Origin of the sequence: Geodermatophilus normandii (assembly GCF_003182485.1) — a bacterium.
In the GTDB taxonomy this organism is placed as follows: Bacteria; Actinomycetota; Actinomycetes; order Mycobacteriales; family Geodermatophilaceae; genus Geodermatophilus; species Geodermatophilus normandii.
Genome location: NZ_QGTX01000001.1, coordinates 4,054,303 through 4,068,480, shown reverse-complemented (window position 1 = coordinate 4,068,480; position 14,178 = coordinate 4,054,303). Strand labels below are relative to the sequence as shown.

General features: G+C 73.7%; 16 protein-coding genes. 5 read left to right on the top strand and 11 right to left on the bottom strand.

The features are described 5' to 3' along the window. Nucleotides 1-3 precede the first annotated feature (3 nt). Nucleotides 4-1,383, bottom strand: coding sequence for a dihydrolipoyl dehydrogenase (gene lpdA / locus JD79_RS19615; protein ID WP_245900239.1), 1,380 nt, complete (start codon nucleotides 1,381-1,383; stop codon nucleotides 4-6). Nucleotides 1,384-1,521: 138 nt separating this feature from the next. Next, the gene (locus tag JD79_RS19610) at nucleotides 1,522-3,033 is read right to left on the bottom strand and encodes a leucyl aminopeptidase (RefSeq protein ID WP_110006872.1); all 1,512 of its coding nucleotides are present in this window, start codon (nucleotides 3,031-3,033) and stop codon (nucleotides 1,522-1,524) included. A 103-nt stretch (nucleotides 3,034-3,136) separates the two neighbouring features. Here JD79_RS19610 and gcvT point away from each other — a divergent pair, with 103 nt between their 5' ends. Then, complete coding sequence (gene gcvT / locus JD79_RS19605; RefSeq protein ID WP_110006871.1) at nucleotides 3,137-4,246, top strand: glycine cleavage system aminomethyltransferase GcvT; 1,110 nt, start codon at nucleotides 3,137-3,139, stop codon at nucleotides 4,244-4,246. A 9-nt stretch (nucleotides 4,247-4,255) separates the two neighbouring features. On the opposite strand, the gene JD79_RS19600 is transcribed toward gcvT, so the two are convergent. The 4 genes from JD79_RS19600 to JD79_RS19585 are packed head-to-tail and all read right to left on the bottom strand — an operon-like array spanning nucleotide 4,256 to nucleotide 6,638. Further along, nucleotides 4,256-5,392: a YihY/virulence factor BrkB family protein gene (locus JD79_RS19600; protein ID WP_110006870.1), complete on the bottom strand. Its 1,137-nt coding sequence runs from the start codon at nucleotides 5,390-5,392 to the stop codon at nucleotides 4,256-4,258. Nucleotides 5,393-5,437: 45 nt separating this feature from the next. Continuing rightward, nucleotides 5,438-5,713 carry a DUF4235 domain-containing protein gene (locus tag JD79_RS19595; RefSeq protein ID WP_110006869.1) on the bottom strand — a complete coding sequence of 92 codons (276 nt, stop codon included), beginning with the start codon at nucleotides 5,711-5,713 and terminating at the stop codon, nucleotides 5,438-5,440. Further along, a complete protein-coding gene (locus tag JD79_RS19590; RefSeq protein WP_110006868.1) occupies nucleotides 5,710-6,201 on the bottom strand; it encodes a DUF3618 domain-containing protein in 492 nt (163 codons plus the stop codon). The genes JD79_RS19595 and JD79_RS19590 overlap by 4 nt, the downstream gene beginning before the upstream one ends. Next, a complete protein-coding gene (locus JD79_RS19585; RefSeq protein ID WP_110006867.1) occupies nucleotides 6,198-6,638 on the bottom strand; it encodes a phage holin family protein in 441 nt (146 codons plus the stop codon). Before JD79_RS19585 ends, JD79_RS19590 begins: the two co-directional genes overlap by 4 nt. Before the next feature lie 125 nt (nucleotides 6,639-6,763). On the opposite strand from JD79_RS19585, the gene JD79_RS19580 reads away from it, so the two are divergent. Then, on the top strand, nucleotides 6,764-6,976 hold the full coding sequence (locus JD79_RS19580) for a hypothetical protein (protein WP_110006866.1): 213 nt from the start codon (nucleotides 6,764-6,766) through the stop codon (nucleotides 6,974-6,976). 109 nt (nucleotides 6,977-7,085) lie between these two features. Here JD79_RS19580 and JD79_RS19575 read toward each other — a convergent pair whose 3' ends face one another. Together JD79_RS19575 and JD79_RS19570 are read right to left on the bottom strand one after the other, a co-directional pair. Beyond that, nucleotides 7,086-8,069, bottom strand: a complete 984-nt coding sequence (locus tag JD79_RS19575) for an aldo/keto reductase family protein (protein WP_110006865.1) — start codon at nucleotides 8,067-8,069, stop codon at nucleotides 7,086-7,088. Between the two features lie 39 nt (nucleotides 8,070-8,108). Continuing rightward, on the bottom strand, nucleotides 8,109-8,720 hold the full coding sequence (locus JD79_RS19570) for a DUF3043 domain-containing protein (protein WP_110006864.1): 612 nt from the start codon (nucleotides 8,718-8,720) through the stop codon (nucleotides 8,109-8,111). Nucleotides 8,721-8,873: 153 nt separating this feature from the next. Here JD79_RS19570 and JD79_RS19565 point away from each other — a divergent pair, with 153 nt between their 5' ends. Beyond that, nucleotides 8,874-9,230 (top strand): HesB/IscA family protein, encoded by a 357-nt coding sequence (locus JD79_RS19565; RefSeq protein WP_091110228.1) that lies wholly within the window; start codon nucleotides 8,874-8,876, stop codon nucleotides 9,228-9,230. A 113-nt stretch (nucleotides 9,231-9,343) separates the two neighbouring features. Here JD79_RS19565 and asnB read toward each other — a convergent pair whose 3' ends face one another. Genes asnB through JD79_RS19550 form a run of 3 tightly spaced genes read right to left on the bottom strand, consistent with a single transcriptional unit; the run spans nucleotide 9,344 to nucleotide 12,008 of the window. After that, complete coding sequence (gene asnB / locus JD79_RS19560; RefSeq protein ID WP_110006863.1) at nucleotides 9,344-11,278, bottom strand: asparagine synthase (glutamine-hydrolyzing); 1,935 nt, start codon at nucleotides 11,276-11,278, stop codon at nucleotides 9,344-9,346. A gap of 30 nt (nucleotides 11,279-11,308) precedes the next feature. Then, nucleotides 11,309-11,653, bottom strand: a complete 345-nt coding sequence (locus tag JD79_RS19555) for a DUF3817 domain-containing protein (RefSeq protein WP_245900238.1) — start codon at nucleotides 11,651-11,653, stop codon at nucleotides 11,309-11,311. Beyond that, nucleotides 11,643-12,008 (bottom strand): metalloprotease, encoded by a 366-nt coding sequence (locus JD79_RS19550; protein WP_110006862.1) that lies wholly within the window; start codon nucleotides 12,006-12,008, stop codon nucleotides 11,643-11,645. The genes JD79_RS19555 and JD79_RS19550 overlap by 11 nt, the downstream gene beginning before the upstream one ends. Nucleotides 12,009-12,263: 255 nt before the next feature. On the opposite strand from JD79_RS19550, the gene ctaC reads away from it, so the two are divergent. Both ctaC and JD79_RS19540 read left to right on the top strand, forming a co-directional pair. Beyond that, on the top strand, nucleotides 12,264-13,136 hold the full coding sequence (gene ctaC / locus JD79_RS19545) for an aa3-type cytochrome oxidase subunit II (protein WP_110006861.1): 873 nt from the start codon (nucleotides 12,264-12,266) through the stop codon (nucleotides 13,134-13,136). A 54-nt stretch (nucleotides 13,137-13,190) separates the two neighbouring features. Beyond that, entirely contained in the window at nucleotides 13,191-13,595 is a 405-nt protein-coding gene (locus tag JD79_RS19540) for a cytochrome c oxidase subunit 4 (protein WP_110006860.1), read from the top strand. Nucleotides 13,596-14,178: the final 583 nt, after the last annotated feature.

Sequence of the window (14,178 nt, the reverse complement as noted above, 5' to 3'; positions counted from 1 at the left end):
GGGTCAGCTGTGGGCGTGCAGCGGCTTGCCGGCCAGGGCCAGGTGGGCCTCGCCGATCGCCTCGCTCTGCGTGGGGTGCGGGTGGATGAGGGCGGCCACCTCGTCGGGCAGCGCCTCCCAGTTGAAGATCAGCTGCGCCTCGGCGACGAGCTCGCCGACCCGGCTGCCGACCATGTGCACGCCGACGACCGGGCCGTCCTTCTGGCGGATCAGCTTGACCGCGCCCTGCGTCTTGAGGATCTGGCTGCGGCCGTTGCCGCCCAGGTCGTAGACGAGGGTCTCGACGTCGCCGTACTTCTCGCGGGCCTGGGTCTCGGTCAGGCCGACCGAGGCGACCTCGGGGTCGGAGTAGGTGACCCGCGGGACGCCGGCGTAGTCGATGGGCACGACCGGCAGACCGGCCAGCCGCTCGGCGACGAGGATGCCCTCGCCGAACCCGACGTGGGCCAGCTGCAGGGTGGGGATGAGGTCGCCGACGGCGGAGATGGTCGGGACGTTCGTCTGGCAGTACTCGTCGACCAGCACGTAGCCGCGGTCCATGGCGACGCCGGCCTCCTCGTAGCCGAGGCCCTGGCTGACCGGGCCGCGGCCGATGGCGACCAGCACGATCTCGGCCTCGAAGTCCTTGCCGTTCTGCAGGCTGACCTTGACGCCGTTCTCGGTGGGCTGGACCGACGACACCATGTTGCCCAGCTCGAAGTTGATCTTCCGGCGGCGGAAGGCGCGCTCGAGGAGCTTGGAGGAGCTCTCGTCCTCCAGCGGGACCAGGTGCGTGAGGCCCTCGATGATCGTGACGTCGACGCCGAAGGACTTCCAGGCGCTGGCGAACTCGCAGCCGATGACGCCGCCGCCCAGGATGATCGCCGAGGTCGGGACGCGGTCGAGCGCCAGGGCCTGCTCGCTGTCCATGACGCGGACGCCGTCGAGCGTGACGCCCGGGATGGAGCGCGAGTAGGAGCCGGTGGCCAGCAGGACGTGGCGGCCCTCGTAGGTCTGCCCGTTCACCGCGACCGCGGTGGGGGAGACCAGCCGGCCCTCCCCCTCGACGTAGGTGATCTTGCGGCTCTTGATCAGGCCCTGGAGGCCCTTGTACAGCCGCGAGATGACGCCGTCCTTGTAGGAGTTGACGCCGTCCATGTCGATGCCGGCCAGCGAGGTCTTCACCCCGAACTGCTCGCCCTCGCGGGCCAGGTCGGCGACCTCGCCGGCGTGCAGCAGCGCCTTGGTGGGGATGCAGCCGCGGTGCAGGCAGGTGCCGCCGACCTTGTCCTTCTCGATCAGGACGACCGACATGCCCAGCTCGGCGGCCCGCAGCGCGGCGGCGTAGCCACCCGAGCCACCACCGAGGATGACCAGGTCGGCGGGGCTGGTGGGTGCGCTCACGACGTGCTCCTCGATGCTCTCGGCCTGCCCCACCCGACCGGGTGGGGGATGGTCCTCGTCCATCCTGCCACTCCGCGGATCGCGGGGAGTCGAGGGCGGCTGTGCGCCGCGCGGCCGGGTGTCCCGGCCGCGCGGGCATCAGCGGGCGAGCAGGTCCTCGATGGTGGCCAGCAGGGTCCGCACCGGGACCCCGGTGCCGCCCTTGGGGGTGTAGCCCCAGGGTGCGCCGGTGTTGTAGCTCGGGCCGGCGATGTCCACGTGCGCCCACGGCAGCCCCGCGGGCACGAACTCGGCGAGGAAGTGCGCCCCGACGAGCATCCCGCCCATGCGGTCGGCGTTGGCGTTGACGAAGTCCGCGACGGGGGAGTCGATGCCCCGGCGCAGCTCCTCGGGCATCGGCATCGGCCACATCGGCTCACCGCTGCGCCGGCTGGCCGCGACGACGGCGTCGCGCAGGTCGTCGCTGCCCATCACGCCGGCGGTGCGCGACCCCAGGGCGACCAGCTGGGCGCCGGTGAGCGTCGAGGTCTCGAGCAGCACGTCGGGGGAGTCCTCGGCGGCCCGGGCGATCGCGTCGGCGAGGACCACGCGGCCCTCGGCGTCGGTGTTGGTGATCTCGGCCTTCTTGCCGTTGCGGAAGGTCACCACGTCGGCCGGCCGGTAGGCGGTCCCGCTGGGGAGGTTCTCCGCGATCGGCACGGTGGCGGTCACCTCGACGGGCAGGCCGAGCCGGGCGACGAGGCAGACCGTGGCGATCACGGCGGCGGCGCCGGCCATGTCGCTGGTCATGTGGTGCATGTTCGCGGCGGGCTTGATCGACAGGCCGCCGCTGTCGAAGGTGATCCCCTTGCCGACCAGGGCGACCTTCTTCTGCGCCTTCTTGCCGCTGTAACCGAGGCGCAGCAGGCGAGGGCCGCGCGCCGAGCCGCTGCCGACGGCCAGGATGCCGCCGTAGCCGCCGGCCACCAGGTCGTCCTCGTCGAGGACCTCGACCGACAGGCCCGCCGCCTTGCCCGCGGCGGCGCCCCGGGCGGCGAGCTCGGCCGGGTAGAGGTCGTTGGGCGGGGTGTTGACCAGGTCGCGCACCAGCGCGACGGCGTCGGCGACCGCGCGGACGCGCGCCAGCGGCGCCTTCGCCGCACCGGCGTCGGGGACGACGACGGTGAACTCGCGCGGCGGCGCGGGCCGGTCGGCCGGCAGGTCGGACTTGTACTCGGTGAACTCGTAGGCGCCCAGCAGCGCCCCCTCGCCGACGGCGTGCAGCCGCTCGGCGTCCGGCGTCCCGCCGACGGCGGCGAGCAGCGTCACGACCGAGCCGCGTCCGGTCAGCGCGCGGCTGGCCGCGCCCGCGGCACGGCGGACCGCCTCGGCCGGGTACCCGCCGGTGGCCTGGGGAGCGCCCAGTCCGACGGCGGCGACCACCGGGAACGGGCCCTGGCCGAGGGTGGCCACGCGGGTCACCTCGTCCTCGCCGCCGCGGGCACCGAGGTCGGCCAGCGCGGGGAGCAGCCGGCCACCCAGCAGCCGGTCCACCGCCTCCGCGCCGGGCGTGGGCAGCGGGCCGGAGACGCCCTTCCCGATGCCGACGACGACGGCGTCGGCGGGCGTCTTCTCGAGCGGGCGGTCGGTGGCGGTGATCGTCGGCGGCACCGCTCGATCCTAGAAGGCCCCCCGTGCCCCCCCCACGCCGCGCACGCCCGGCGCCGGCCCCCGCACGGGGCCGTTCCGGCACGTCGCCGGATAGCGTGCCGGGGTGACCGCGCGGACCTCACCCCTGCACGACCGGCACGTCGCGGCCGGCGCCAAGCTGGCCGACTTCGGCGGCTGGTCGATGCCGATCGAGTACGCCGGCGGCGGGGTGCTCGCCGAGCACGCCGCCGTGCGCGAGGCGGTGGGCCTGTTCGACGTCTCCCACCTGGGTACCGGCACGGTGCGCGGACCGGGGGCCGCCGCCCTCGTCGACGCCTCGCTCACCAACGACCTCGGCCGGATCGGCCCGGGGCAGGCGCAGTACACGCTGTGCTGCGTCCCCGACGGCGAGGCCGACGCCGGCGGGGTGGTCGACGACCTGATCGTCTACCTGCACGGTCCCGACGACGTGCTGCTCGTGCCGAACGCGGCCAACGCGGCGGAGGTCCTGGCCCGGCTCGCCGACGCCGCGCCCGCGGGGGTCACCGTCACCGACCGGCACGAGGAGGTCGCCGTCCTCGCCGTCCAGGGGCCGCGGTCGGCCGCCGTCCTGGAGGCCGCCGGGCTCGCCGCCGACCTGTCCTACATGGCCTTCGCCGGAGGGGAGGGGCAGGAGGTCACCGTCTGCCGCACCGGCTACACCGGCGAGCACGGCTACGAGCTCCTCGTCGCCGCCGAGCGGGCCGGCGAGCTGTGGGACCGGCTGCTCGAGGCCGGCGCGGCCGACGGCATCCGACCCTGCGGGCTGGGCGCCCGGGACACGCTGCGCACCGAGATGGGCTATCCGCTGCACGGCCACGAGCTGTCCCGGCAGATCACGCCGAACCAGGCGCGCAGCGGCTGGGCCGTCGGCTGGCGCAAGCCCGCGTTCTGGGGCCGCGAGGCGCTGCTGGCGGAGAAGGAGGCCGGCGCCGCGCGGCTGCTGTGGGGTCTGCGGGCCCCCGGCCGGGGCATCCCGCGACCGGGCATGGCCGTCCTCGACGGCGCCGGCGCGCGGGTCGGCGAGGTCACCAGCGGCACCTTCTCGCCGACCCTGCGCACCGGTATCGCCCTGGCCCTGCTCGACACCGCGGCCGGCGTCGCCGAGGGCGGCGAGCTGGCCGTCGACGTCCGGGGACGCCCGCAGCCGGTCGAGGTGGTCAGGCCGCCGTTCGTGCCCTCGCACGTGCGCTGACCGCCGGTCTCACGCCTTCTGCTTCGACTCCTTCGTCGGCTCCGGCGGGTCGGGCAGCTCGTCGGCCATCGTCGCGTTGCGCTCGCCCATCGGGACCGGGGGACCCTCGGTGGTGTCCTCGGCCGTCTGGTGCTCGGCCTCGGAGTTGATCTCCGCGCCGAGCAGCACCAGGTAGCAGGTGAGGTACAGCCACAGCATCAGGACGATGACGCCGGCGATGGTCCCGTAGGTCTTGTCGTAGGACCCGAAGTTGTTGACGTAGAAGCTGAAGCCCAGGCTGACCAGCGCCCAGATGATCGTGACGACGACCGCGCCGAGGCTCACCCACTTCAGCTGCGGGGCGTCGCGGTCGGGGGCCACCCGGTAGAGCACGGCCAGTGACCCGGCGAAGACGCCCAGCAGCAGCACCCACCGCACGACCTGGGCGAGCACCGTCCCGACGACGCCCAGCGGCAGCTGGTCGAGCACGGCCGGCACGACCGCGACCAGCGCGAAGGTGAGCAGCACGAACACGATCGCCCCGAGGGTCAGCCCCAGGGCGAGGGCCTTGCGCTTGACGAAGGAACGGGTCTCGACCTCGTCGTAGGCGATGTTGACCGCCGTGATGACGTTGCCGGTGCCGCCCGAGGCCGACCACAGCGCGCCGAGCACCGAGACGAGCAGCGACAGCGACAGCGCCCCCCCGCTGTTCTGGGTGATCGACGTGAGCTGGTCGCCGATGAGGTCCGCCGCGCTGTCGGGCAGCTGCGCGGAGAGGCTCTCGACCTGCCGCGCGACCGTCTCGGGGGACGCGACGAGCCCGTAGATGGAGATCGTCGCGATCAGCGCCGGGAAGATGGCGAGGAAGGCGAAGAACGCGACGCCACCGGCGATGATCGGCATGTTGTCGGCGTTGTTCTCCGCCCACGCCCGCTTGACGATCTGCTTCCAGCCGCGGGCCGGGATCTGCGTGGGCGCCTCCGCGTGCACACCGGGCAGCTCCGACGGGCTCGGGCCGCCGGGCGGCACCCGCCCGGGGTCGGGCGCGTGCTCCCCGCGCTCGGCCCGCTCGGCCGCCTCCCGGGCGGCTGCCCGCCGGGCCGCCTTCTCCTCGACCCGTTCCCGGATCCGGTCGACGGCGCTGTCGCGCTGCCTGGTCCCGGCCATCCCCGGCCCCCTCTGTCGGTCGTCCTCGCGTGCGCCGGCCGAGCGTCAGTCGCCCGGCCAGCTGCCGGTCAGCTTGGTGAAGCCCCGGGCCCCCGCCCGGTCGATCGCGGCCTTCGTCGCGGCGAACAGCGCGCCCTGGATCGCCGCGGCGAGGACCACCTCCCGCATGCCGTACTCGCTCTGCAGCGCGTCCGGGGCGTCGTCCTCGCCGGAGACCCGCTTCCAGACCTGCTTGAAGATCGCACCGGACACCACGCCGGCGAGGATGCCGCCGGCCAGCCCGACCGGGCGGTAGACGAGCTTGGCGCCCTTGTTGCTCACTTCCGCACCTTCCTCGTGGCCTTCCGCGTCCTGCGCTTGCTGCGCTGGGCGTTCCGCGCGACCGCCTTGCGCGCCCGGGCCGCCTCGCGTGCCGCCTTCTTGCGCGCCACCCGGGCCTCCGCCCGGGCCTGGGCGAGGGCGGCGGCGGACCCGGTGGCGGCGGCCGCGGCCCGGCGGCGCTTGCGGCGGCGGCGCCACACCACGAGCCCGATCAGGCCGGCCAGGCCGGCGCCGGCACCGACGACGGCCGGCGGGCTCTCGCGGTACGTCTCCACCGCGGTGTCCTTGGCGCGGGCCGCGCCCTCCTTGGCCCGGGCGGGGACGTCGAGGCGGTGGCTCAGCTCGTCGACGGTGCGGCCCAGCTGCTCGCGGGTCGCCTCGATCTCGGCCTTGATGGCGTCGGGGTCGGTGGGGCCGCTGGTCCCGCCGGCCGCCGCGCCGGTGCGTGCGGCGTCGTCGGGACGGGAGCTCCCGGAGGGGGTGGTCATCGGCGCGCGTTCTCCTTCACGGTCGCGATGTCGGCCTTGGTGCTGGCGATCGCCTCGGTGGGCACCGGCGGCGTCCCCTTCTGCACGTCCTTCTTGCCGACCAGGGCCAGGACCCCGGCGACGGCGAACAGCACGACGGCCACGATCAGCGCGGCCAGCCACGCGGGCAGCACGACGTCGAGGGCGAGCACGGCGGTGGCGACCAGCACGCACAGGCCGAGGAAGCCGAACAGGCCGGCCCCGCCGAACAGGCCCGCGCCGACGCCCAGGCGCTTGGCCTTCTGCGTCATCTCCGCCTGCGCGAGGCGCGCCTCGTCCCGGACCAGGCGGGAGACCTGCTCGGTCAGCTGGCTGATCAGCTGGCCGGTCGAGGAGTCCTCGGTGGTCGGGGGAGGCGGGGTGGCGCGCGAGGCGCCCCCGGCATGGGGCACGGTCATCGGTCCTCCGGGGGATCGGGACGGTCGATGACCTCCTGTGCCCCCGCTGATCGCCCGCGTAACCCGGCGGGTGGTCACACCCCGGACACGGCGCGGGCCGGGTCGCCGTCACTACCCTCGCGGCCATGACCTGGACGTGGCGGCTCGAGGACCCGGACGGCGCGACCCTGGACCCGGCCACCCTCGGCGTGGAGGTGCCGCCGGCGGACAACCAGGGCGACGCCGAGTCGTGGCTCGGCGAGCACTGGCGCGACCTGCTCGCCCGCGGCGTGGCCACGGTGAGCCTGTACGAGGGCGAGACGAAGGCCTACGGCCCGATGGGCCTCGCCCCGGCCTGAGCACCGCCCCGGCCTGAGCACCGCCCCGGCCTGGGCCCCGGCCTGGCCCCTGGCCTGGGCCCCTGGCCTGGACCTCGACTCGAGGTCGAGGTCCAGGCCGGGGCTGTCGTCAGCCGCGCGCGGTCTTCCCCGGGTCGCGCTCGACGACGTCGCCGAGCACCTCGTCGATGCGCGCCATGACGTCGTCCTCGAGCCGGACGCCGGCGGCCTTCACGTTGTCGTGCACCTGCTCGGGCCGGGTGGCGCCGATGATCGCCGCGGCCACGTTCTCGTTGCGCAGCACCCAGGCGACGGCGAGCTGGGCCATCGACAGCCCGAGGTCGTCGGCGACGGGGCGCAGGTCCTGCACGCGCGCGAGGACGTCGTCGGTCATCAACCGCCGGATGAAGCGCCCGGCCTCCGGGTCGGTGGCGCGGCTGCCGGCCGGCGGCTGCTCCCCGGGGAGGTACTTGCCGGTGAGCACGCCCTGGGCCAGTGGCGACCAGACGATCTGCGAGACGCCCTCGCGCTCCGACGTCGGCACCACCTCGTCCTCGATGACCCGCCACAGCATCGAGTACTGCGGCTGGTTGCTGATGAGCTGGATGCCGAGCTCGCGGGCGAGGGCGGCGCCTGCGGCGATCTCGTCGGCACGCCACTCCGAGACGCCGATGTACAGCACCTTGCCGGCCCGCACGAGGTCGGCGAAGGCGGTCATCGTCTCCTCCAGCGGCACCGTCTCGTCGTAGCGGTGGGCCTGGTAGAGGTCGATGTGGTCGGTCTGCAGCCGCCGGAGCGAGGCCTCGCAGCTCTCGGTGACGTGCTTGCGGCCGAGGCCGCGGTCGTTGGGGCCGGGGCCGGTGGGCCAGTAGACCTTGGTGAAGATCTCCAGGCCCTCGCGGCGTTGCCCGGCCAGGGCGCGGCCGAGGACGGACTCGGCACGGGTGCCGGCGTAGACGTCGGCGGTGTCGAAGGTGGTGATGCCGGCGTCGAGGGCGGCGCGCACGCAGGCCTGCGCGGCGTCCTCCTCGACCTGGCCACCGTGGGTGAGCCAGTTGCCGTAGGCGATCTCGGAGATGGTCAGGCCGGAACGGCCGAGGCGTCGGTACTCCACGTGCTCCGACGCTAGCCGGGGATCACCGGGCCCACCTGCTCAGACCTGGGCGCCCATGGCGACCTCGGGCTTGGGGAAGCGCCAGCGGCGGATCATCGTGGCCCGGCTGACGCCGTACCAGATCAGCCCCTTCATCCGGTGCGGCTGGTCGGGGAAGCGCTGCCGCACCGTCCTCGAGATCCGCCGGCCGAGGAACACCGAGTCGACGATGATCACCAGGAAGAAGAGGAACCAGACGAAGACCGTGTAGTTCTGCACCGCCGGGTTCGGGATGAAGTACCCGACCAGGACCAGAGCGGCCACCGGCAGGAAGAAGCTGCCCGCGTTGCGGCGGGTGTCGACGAGGTCGCGCACGAGCTTGCGCACCGGGCCGCGGTCGCGTGCCGGCAGGTAGGAGTCGTCCCCGCGGGCCATGCCCGCGCGGGTGTCGGCCCGCCGCTCGGCCTGCTGGGCGCGCATGCGGGCGTAGGCCTCCTTGCGCGTGGTGGGCGGCGGCGGAGGCGGACCCGGGCGGCGGCCCTGCGCCTCGGCGCGCCGGGGCGTCGGGCGGCCCTTGCCGCCGGCCTTCACCAGCTGGGGGGTCAGGTCGGCGGCGGTGTCCGGGGCGGTCTCGGCGGCGCGGGTCCGGCGCCCGGGCAGGCGGAGCTTCACGACCCGGGAGTCTACGTGCGTCCCGGCGAGGGGCTGGCCTGGTGCGCTGCGCGCCGTACAGTGGAACAGGCCCCGGAACAGCTCCGGCCACGGCGGTGTTGGCAGCGGCAGGGAGTGCCGCAACGGACGCCCTCGGATGTGGGAGGACAGAACATGACGGTGCAGGACACCGAGACCCCCGGCAGCACCGGCGTGCTGCTGAGTGACCCGGCCGCCTCGAAGGTCAAGGCGCTGCTGGACCAGGAGGGCCGCGACGACCTGCGTCTGCGCATCGCCGTCCAGCCCGGCGGCTGCTCCGGCCTGCGCTACCAGCTCTTCTTCGACGAGCGGTTCCTCGACGGCGACCAGACCTACGAGTTCGGTGGGGTCGAGGTCATCGTCGACCGGATGAGCGGCCCCTACCTGGGCGGCGCGGTGATCGACTTCGTCGACACCATCGAGAAGCAGGGCTTCACCATCGACAACCCGAACGCGCAGGGCTCCTGCGCCTGCGGGGACTCGTTCCACTGATGTAAGGACCCCTCTGCCCCCCGGCACCCCGTACCTCGGCGCCGGGACCCTGCAGAGGGGCCGACAGGACGGCGCCCGTCCCCTCCCGGGGGGACGGGCGCCGTCCTGCGTTCTCAGAGCCTCACGGGGTAGACGGTCTCCGGGACGTCGACGACGATCCGGTCCTCGACGAAGATCCCGTGCCACACCATGAAGACCAGCACGGACCACAGCTGGCGGGCGATCCGCTTGCTGGGCACCTCGTCGGTGCGCAGCCGGTCGAGCAGGCCGAGGACGACGTCGCGGTCGAGCCACTGCTGGGTCTGGCTCTCGGTCACGATCCCGCGCGCCCAGTCGTGCAGCGGGCCGGCGAGGAACTCCGCCGTCGGCACGGGGAAGCCGAGCTTGCGCCGGTTCATGATGCGCGGGGGCACGATCTGGCGCATCGCCTGGCGCAGGGCGTACTTGGTCGCGTCCCCGCGGCGCGGGACCCGCTGCTCGACCGGCAGGGAGCTGGCGACGGCGAACACCTCGGGGTCGAGGAAGGGCACCCGCAGCTCCAGCGAGTTGGCCATCGTCATCTTGTCGGCCTTGACGAGGATGTCGCCGCGCAACCAGGTGAACAGGTCGACGTACTGCATCGCCGTCACGTCGTCGTACCCGGCCTCGCGGGTGCGCCGGTAGAGGTCCTCGGTGACCGTGACGTGCGACAGGTCGGGGTCGCGGCCGGGCAGCAGCGCGGCGAGCTCGTCGTCGCGCATGTTGCGGGCGTTGCCGTAGTAGCGCTGCTCGAGCGGTGTGGCGGCGCGGCGCAGCAGGTCCTGGCCGCGCACGCCCTCGGGCAGCAGGTCGGCGATCCGGGCCATCGCCCGGCGCCCGGCCGGCGGCAGCGCGGAGGCCCAGGCCAGGCTGATCGGCTCCCGGTAGATCGTGTAGCCGCCGAACAGCTCGTCGGCGCCCTCGCCGGAGAGCACCACCTTCACGTGCTTGCGCGCCTCGCGGGCCACGAAGTACAGCGGCACGAGCGCGGGGTCGGCGACCGGGTCGTCGAGGTACCAGACCACCTCGGGGATGGCCGCCGCGAACTGCTCGGCGGTCACCTCCACCGGCACGTGCTTGACCCCGAGGATCGACGCCGACTCGGCGGCGATCTCGATCTCCGACTGCGCCTGCCGCTGGAAGCCGACGGTGAAGGTCAGCAGGTCGGGGTTGTAGCGGTGCGCGAGCGCGGCGATCGCGGTGGAGTCGATCCCGCTGGAGAGGAACGACCCGACGGTGACGTCGGCGCGCATGTGCTTGGCCACCGACTCGTCGAGGACGTCGGCGATGCGGTCGTAGAGCTCCTGCTCCCCGCCGGCCGGCACCGGCTGCGGCTTCCACGCCGGGTGGAAGTAGCGGGCGGTGGCCAGCTCGCCGTCGACGACGGTGAAGCTGGTGCCGCTCTCGATCCGACGGATGCCGCGGTGCAGCGTCGCGGGCTCGGGCACGTACTGCAGGGTCAGGTAGTGCTGCAGCGACGCGGGGTCGACGCCCCCGGCGGCCGCGCTGCCGCCGAGCAGCTGCAGGAGCGCCTTCTTCTCCGAGCTGAAGACCAGGCCGCCGTCGGCCAGGCGCGCGGTGAACAGGGGCTTGATGCCGAACGGGTCGCGGGCGCCGAAGGCGGTGCGCGTCCGGGTGTCCCAGATGACGAAGGAGAACATCCCGCGCAGCCGCCGGACGACGTCCTGGCCCCACAGGTGGTAGCCCGCGACGATCGTCTCGGTGTCGCCGTGCGTGGCCAGCTGAGCGCCGGCGGCCTGCAGCTCCTCGCGGAGCTCGACGTAGTTGTAGATCTCGCCGTTGAACAGGATCCGGTAGCGGTCACCGGCGTAGGGGAGGGGCTGCGGACTGCCCTCGACGTCGATGATCGACAGCCGGTTGAAACCGAGGACCACGTGGTCGTCGGACCACACCGCGGTGTCGTCGGGACCGCGGTGGTGCAGGCAGTGCAGCGCCTCGCGGACGTCGTCGACGTGGGCCTCGGCGACCCGGGGCGCGTCGGTGGACAGGTAGGCCAGCAGGCCGCACATGCGGTGTTCTCCGGGGAGTGAGGAGGACGGTCAGAGGGGTCGGCCGGAGCGGACGCGGGTGGTCACCCGGCGCTCGGCGACGAAGGACACGAGGGGGACGACGCCGGCGAGCAGCACCAGCAGGGTGCCCTTGGCGGTGAACCGCGCCTTCAGGGCCAGGTCGAAGGCCGTCGCGAGGTAGACGATGTAGAGCAGCCCGTGGACGGGCGAGACCACCGCGGACACCTCGGGCACCCCCGCGGCGTACCGCAGGGGGATGGCGACGGCCACGAGCACGAGCAGCATCACGCCGACGGCGTAGGCCATGACGCGGTAGCGGGTGAGGGCGCCGGCCACCTGGCGGGACAGCGCGACCTCCTGGGGCTCAGCGGCCACCCGGACCCCGCTGCCCCAGTGCCTTCTCGTTGAGCTCGGCGAGGTAGGCGTTGTACGCGGCCAGCTCCGGGTCGCCCGAGGTGTCCACCCGCGGCCGCTGGTACAGGACGACGGCGGAGCTGGGCTCCTCCTCGTCGGGGTCGCGGTTGAGCTCCACGCGCACCATGCGGACGTAGAACCACAGGCCCATGAACCCGTAGAGCGGCCACTGCAGGGCGTAGCTCCAGTTGACCGCACCGCCGCCGTTCTCGGCCTTGGTCAGCTGCCAGTAGCCGAGGAAGAACGTGGCCACGAACAGGGCCACCACCAGCAGGTGCAGCAGGACCCACCGAGGGGTCAGCAGCCGCGTCCACACGGCCCCGACTCTAACCGCCCGGACGCTCGGGGGGACGCCGCGGTGAGGAGCCCCACGGGCCGCGTGGTCACGCACGTCCCGGCCGCCCCGGCCGACCCGCGGCTCTCCGCTCTCCGGTGCCCGGCCACCGTGCGGGGTCGGCTAGTCTCGGCCCAGACTGTGGTCGGCGCACGTGCCGGCGCGGGGCACCCGCGGCCGGCCGCGCCGGAGAGCCGCCCGGGGGTCCCCGGGCGGAGGACGAGGAGGCAGCGAGCAGTGGCTCGACGCAGCAGGCTCGCGCGGGTCGCCGCGCTCGGTCTCCTGGGGGTGCTCACCCTCACCGGGTGCGACCTGAACAACGAGTTCTGGCGCTTCGGCTTCCCCGAGGGCGTCACCGAGGAGGCCACCGAGGTCCGCCAGCTGTGGACCGGTTCGGTCATCGCAGCGCTGGTCATCGGCTTCATCGTCTGGGGCCTGATCGTCTGGTCGGTGATCATGCACCGGAAGAAGGGCGACGACCTCCCGCGGCAGACGGCCTACAACCTCCCGCTGGAGATCGCGTACTCGATCTTCCCGTTCATCATCATCGCGGGCCTGTTCTTCTTCACCGTGACCGTCCAGAACGACGTCATGGAGCGCAGCGACGACCCCGACACCACCATCGCGGTCAACGCGTTCAAGTGGAACTGGCAGTTCGTCTACCCCGAGACCACCGGTCCGGACGGCGAGCCGGTCAACACCGTCGGCGCCACGGACGAGATCCCGATCCTGGTGATCCCGGTCGACCAGGACGTCCGGTTCGAGGTCGCCTCCGCCGACGTCATCCACTCGTTCTGGGTGCCGGAGTTCCTCTTCAAGCTCGACGTCATCCCGGGCAACGAGAACGGCCGGGACAACGTCTTCGAGGTGCACCCCAACCAGGAGGGTGCCTACGTGGGCCGGTGCGCCGAGCTGTGCGGGAGCTACCACGCGTACATGAACTTCGAGGTCCGCGTGGTCAGCGCCGACGACTACGACGCCTACCTGGCCGCCCGCGAGGAGGGCCAGAGCACCCGCGAGGCGCTCGAGAGCATCGGCCAGGAGGGCGAGGCCACGACCACCCGCCCGTTCCGGGTGGGCGACGACTACTACCAGCGCGCGGCCGACTGACGTGACCACCGGCACCGCTCACCACTGCACCGACGCTGCGCAGGGAGGACGACCGTGAAGGTCGAGGCGCTCATCTTCAACCTCATCGCGGTCTTCTGCATCGTCGCGGCAGCCGTCTACGGCATCTGGTCCCGCGAGCCGATCGGCACGACCGCGCTGATCCTCTCCGGGGGGCTCACCGGCCTCATCGGCGGCTTCTTCTGGTTCGTGTCCCGGCGCATCGACGCCCGGCCGGAGGACCGCAAGGACGCCGAGATCGCCGAGGGCGCCGGCGAGCTGGGCTTCTTCAGCCCCGCCAGCTACTGGCCGTTCGGCCTGGCCTCGGCCGCCGCCATCACCGGTCTGGGCATGGCGTTCTGGTACGACTGGCTGATCGCCATCGGGGTCGCCGCCATCCTGGTGACCGTCGGTGGCCTGCTGTTCGAGTACTACACGGGGCAGAACGCGCAGTCGAGCTGACGTCCCCGAGCTGACGAGGGCCCCTCCCGCACCTGCGGGAGGGGCCCTCGTGCGTCTCCGGCGACCGGGCTGCGGACGGACGACCGGGCCGGCCTCCGCACGGGTGTCCGGGGCCCGCTCCGAGGACCCGGGAGCCCCGGTGTGGGCCGGTGGGGTGAGCCGTTGCCCGCCTCGGGCGTTCCCGCCGCCGTGGGGTGCAGCGGCGCCCCCGGACGGACGGCGTCCTGGTCCGGTGGAGTGCCGCTCGCGACGGTGCCCGAGGACCGGGGAGGAGCGGGTCGTCCGCGCACCCCGCCGGCCCTGCCTCCGCCTCCCGGCCCTGCCTCCGCCTCCCGGCCCAGCCACCGCGACCGCCCGCCGGCTCCCGTCGGCGTGGCGCTCGCCACGACGCGGGACCGGCCACCCGCCACGCGGGACCGGCCACCCGCCCCGCGGACCGGGCATGGACGCGCCGTCGTCACCCGGCCGGTCGCCTCGGGAGCGGACCGGCCGGTGCGGGCGGCGGAGGGCCGTGGCGCGGGGAGCGCGTCATCCAGGCCCGGTGCCGGGCCCGGGTCCCCGGCCGGGGCCGGCGTCGACGGGC

What these genes read in the sequence shown, in the direction of transcription:
- JD79_RS19600 (WP_110006870.1), bottom strand. Translation starts at nt 5,392, where the DNA reads ATGGCCGGGACCAGGCAGCGCGACAGCGCCGTCGACCGGATCCGGGAA.
- JD79_RS19590 (WP_110006868.1), bottom strand. Translation starts at nt 6,201, where the DNA reads ATGACCACCCCCTCCGGGAGCTCCCGTCCCGACGACGCCGCACGCACC.
- JD79_RS19585 (WP_110006867.1), bottom strand. Translation starts at nt 6,638, where the DNA reads ATGACCGTGCCCCATGCCGGGGGCGCCTCGCGCGCCACCCCGCCTCCC.
- JD79_RS19580 (WP_110006866.1), top strand. Translation starts at nt 6,764, where the DNA reads ATGACCTGGACGTGGCGGCTCGAGGACCCGGACGGCGCGACCCTGGAC.
- JD79_RS19565 (WP_091110228.1), top strand. Translation starts at nt 8,874, where the DNA reads ATGACGGTGCAGGACACCGAGACCCCCGGCAGCACCGGCGTGCTGCTG.
- asnB (WP_110006863.1), bottom strand. Translation starts at nt 11,278, where the DNA reads ATGTGCGGCCTGCTGGCCTACCTGTCCACCGACGCGCCCCGGGTCGCC.